The organism is Candidatus Saccharimonadales bacterium (genome assembly GCA_036397795.1).
Taxonomy (GTDB): domain Bacteria; phylum Patescibacteriota; class Saccharimonadia; order Saccharimonadales; family DASWIF01; genus DASWIF01.
Genome location: DASWIF010000068.1, coordinates 1 through 3,825, shown reverse-complemented (window position 1 = coordinate 3,825; position 3,825 = coordinate 1). Strand labels below are relative to the sequence as shown.

General features: G+C 52.2%; 5 protein-coding genes. All 5 read right to left on the bottom strand.

The genetic code is table 11. The features are described 5' to 3' along the window. The coding region (gene ftsA, locus VGA08_04010) for a cell division protein FtsA (GenBank protein ID HEX9679756.1) at window positions 1-624 on the bottom strand (624 nt) is incomplete at its 3' end. Window positions 625-704: 80 nt separating this feature from the next. Continuing rightward, window positions 705-1,121 (bottom strand): rRNA maturation RNase YbeY, encoded by a 417-nt coding sequence (gene ybeY, locus VGA08_04005; protein ID HEX9679755.1) that lies wholly within the window; start codon window positions 1,119-1,121, stop codon window positions 705-707. 4 nt (window positions 1,122-1,125) lie between these two features. Next, complete coding sequence (locus tag VGA08_04000) at window positions 1,126-2,190, bottom strand: hypothetical protein (protein ID HEX9679754.1); 1,065 nt, start codon at window positions 2,188-2,190, stop codon at window positions 1,126-1,128. Between the two features lie 28 nt (window positions 2,191-2,218). After that, entirely contained in the window at window positions 2,219-3,070 is an 852-nt protein-coding gene (locus VGA08_03995; GenBank protein ID HEX9679753.1) for a hypothetical protein, read from the bottom strand. A 43-nt stretch (window positions 3,071-3,113) separates the two neighbouring features. Next, the coding region (locus tag VGA08_03990; protein ID HEX9679752.1) for a hypothetical protein at window positions 3,114-3,825 on the bottom strand (712 nt) is incomplete at its 5' end.

Below are 3,825 nucleotides of genomic sequence, written 5' to 3'. Positions count from 1 at the left end.
GCCGAGATCTTTTTGGCGGTTCGTTAAAACCGCCTCGGAAGTGGCTAAAATTGAGAGCACCAGGTCTTCAATTTCTATCCCGGTCCGGTAGACTGCCTTGGTCAAATTTTTAATTTGCGCGCTTAAACCCTGAATAATTTGGGTGTCGACTTCCAGGCGCACGCCGGTCATGCCGAGCGGGTCTTTTATGCCTTCCTGCCCATCGACAATAAAACTTTTCGGGATGACGTGGAGAATCTCGTAGTTTTGCGGGGTCGCGACCGTCCGAGCCGCGTCAATGGCGCGTTCAATATCGTCTTCAGAAATTTCGCCGTCTGAACGAGCCACCGCGACTACGCCCCGGCTTTCCTGTGAACTAATGTGGCTGCCGGAAATCCCGATCCACGAACCGCTGACCGGATTTCCAACCATACGCTCGGCCTTTTCCAGGGCGGCCGTGATTGACGAAACCGCGTCTTCAATGCTGCTAATCACGCCCCGGCTGATACCATCGGCCGGAACTTCGGCGGCGCCAATAATGTGGACTTCTCCTTCACCGCCATCGCGAACCACGTACTGCCCAACCGCGAGTCTAATTGCGGTTGAACCGATATCAAGTCCAGTGATGAGTTGGGGGTCGGGCATAGGTGGCAAAACGCCTTTAAAAGCCTAAGAAATAGGGTTGAGGATAAATACACAATACCATAAAACCGGCTTTGAGACAATCATTTCAAACCTAAAATGCGCTGCTCTAAGCGCTTCATCTTGTCGGCTTCGGGCGTGGCATCGTGTTTATACCCCAAGAGGTGTAAAATCCCGTGAATCAGCAAAACCGCGAACTCTCTTTCGACCGAATGACCGAATTGACGGGCTTGCTGCCGGGCTCGTGGGTAGCAAATAATCAGCTCTCCCAGAAAATCACTGTCCGGCTCTTGATCGCCAAAACTTAAAATATCGGTGACTCGATCCTGTCCCCGATACATCCGATTCAGATTGCGCATTCGGGTCTCACCGACTATACCGACCGAGAGATGAAGTTGTTTTGAAAGCTTCAGAGCATTGTCAATCCGGCGGAGCCAGGTTTCCCAAAAACGTTTCGGCAATGCCCGCCCGGATGTCTGGTTAACCGCGAAGCTAATCATGCGACTACAAAACCAAGCTAAAGGTTTTGACCATGGCCACAAAAGTGGTCATGAAGTTAAGCTGGGTCAGCTGACCGGAATTGTACGTGACCACGTAGACTTGTGACGAATCACCGGCATGCTCAAGATAATAATTTTGATTATCAGCCGAACGAAAGCCGCTCAACCCGCCATCGAAGCTGACCTGGCCGGCCAAAACATTCTCGGCCGGAAACTGCTGGCGGTACCACTCTTCCAGGCTTTGACTGACTGGTTTTTCAAGCGTTAGAATTTGGACAAACTCTCCGCCAGCTGACTGAAAAATTGCTTCGTCACCATTGGCACCACGCTCCTGGGCGTTCCAAGCGCTTGGGTACGCGATTGAAAACTGAGCGGTTGAAAAAACGGTAAAGAGTCCGGTTTCAGTCATGGTCAGCATCGGCTGAGCCGGATCAAAACCGTTCAAAATTTCTGCGCCATCGCCGAAGCCATCGCCATCAGTGTCACTCAGGCTCGAATCGGTGCCGTACAAAGTTTCTTCCGCCAGTGTCAGTCCGTCGCCATCAACATCGGGCGCCTTTGGGAGTGGTTCGCCGGCGCTGGTCGGAGGATCCTGGTTGACGTTGGTATTTTGGTTGGCGTTAAGGTTAGTGTTCTGGTTTGCGGGTGTGGTGGTTGGAGTTGTGGTACCTGGGATACTGTTCGTATTTTGATTTGGAAGCGGTAAATTTTGATTTACATTTTGGCTTCCGGCAGACGTATTCTCGTTGGTGGCAGTCGGCTGATTAGTGTTTTGATTTACTGGCTGATTTATATTCTGCGCGCCGGGTTCAGGCTCTGGCAGCTCTTTTTCCTGGTTCAGACTTTGACTCAAATAAAACGCGAAAAATCCCAGCCCTCCAACCAATAAAACTCCCAGGGTGATAATTAAAATTAACCCCCAAGGCCGCTGCTTGTCAGCCACGTAAAATCGATCTGGCATGGTATGGATTTGATCGCCAATCCCCGCCTCCGGAGACGCGCCAAATTCCGAACCCTTCTGAGCCTGCTCATTTTTTTCTTTGTTCTTATCTTTACCAATTCCAAACATGCGTCTTGGTATTTAAGCCTTTAACTACTTAAGGTAACTCTAGAAGACGGCCCGGACCCTTTGGGTCATAGCCGTTGCGAACCTCGTCTCCGTCAGTAAATCCATCGCCGTCTGTGTCTGGGTTTAACGGGTCGGTCTTGAAAACCACGACCTCGTCTCGGTCAGTCAGCCCGTCGTCATCAGTATCGACCAATTCCGGATTAGTGCCGTAAAGCGCTTCGTCTTCATCTGAAAGACCGTCGCGATCGGTATCAACCGGCTGCTGCGGAGCTTGCTGTGTGGGCGCCGATTGGGTCGGCTGCTGATTGCCCAAACCAGCGTTTTGATTGGCGGATCCAGGTGTGGTCGTAGCCGGCTGCTGCGGAACTTGGTCGGACGAAGCCGGTTGTGGAGAAGGAGTCTCCGACTGAGTAAAAAGTTGATAACCGTACCAACCGGCGGCTGCCAGCACGGTTAACCCCAAAATAACGATGATAGTTAGAATAATAACTTTAGTTCGTTTCGATTTTTTTACGGGTTCAGTTTCATCATGCTCAACAGGTTCAGCAAGGTCAGGAATTTCGGGCGGCGGAATATCCGGGCCGCGGGTCGCGGCCGGTGTTTCTGGGATATCAACGCTTTCTAAAATATCTTCCGGCGGTTCAAAACTTTGCGGCGGCCGGGGCGGTTCTGGCTGTTGCTCCGACAAAGAAGGTTCAGCCGTGGGTAAATTAGACGGCGGCACCGCTGGTTGCGGTGATGCCGGCGGCGGCGCCAATGGCGAAGTACCCGGCGGAGTATTCTCCGCCTGCGCCTGAGCATCAAAAGATTTCGGGCTTCGGCGAGGTAAACCCTCCTGCGGAGAATTAGGTTGATTTTGATTGGAATTATCACCAAACATACGTCTTAATTTTGCTGTTAGTTATTTACTATGGTAGCTTATCTCAAGAATTTGTCCACTCATAGCGGCAGAAAATACGGACATCACCGCTTGGATTGTTGCTAGTTGCGCTTTCAACGGCATAGTCGGTCTCCTGACTCCAAACAGTCGCGCTCGGCTGCGTATAGCCAAGGGCGTCGAGTTGCCCGCCAATATGCCCGCTGTTACCGGTTCGAGTTATTTCCCAGCCGGTACCCCGCTGATACCCGCGCTCATTCCAGCGGCGACCCAAGCTATCGGTTGGCGGTTCGTCGTAAATTCCGACTCCGGTCGGTGTCTTTATAGAGTAACACCAAGCCGGGAGTGCCGGAGATTGCGGACTGGTGCGCGGGGACAAGATTCCAAGGTTAATCAGCGGCGAGCAGTAGTCGCGATTGGTGCCGATGTTAGAGAAGTAGCCTCGAAGTTCACGTCGGCCATTGCTTTGATCGTGGTCAAAGACCTCAAAGGCAATCACGTGCTGCCCCGAATCGGTCAGGCCGAAACTTGGAAGACTAAACGGCGCGGTCAAAACAGTATTGCCGGTCGCCGGAATACCCGGCCAGCTATCAACCGACGGCGGCGTGCCCGGCGGATAATAGTCAGCCGAACTAAAGCTGGGACCGCGGTAGAGAATATTATTTCCGGTCAAAAACTGGCCGTCGAGATAGATATCAAAGTAAGTCTGAGCGCCAAACGCCGCGACACAGGTTTCGGACGAATCCGTACAGCCGTTA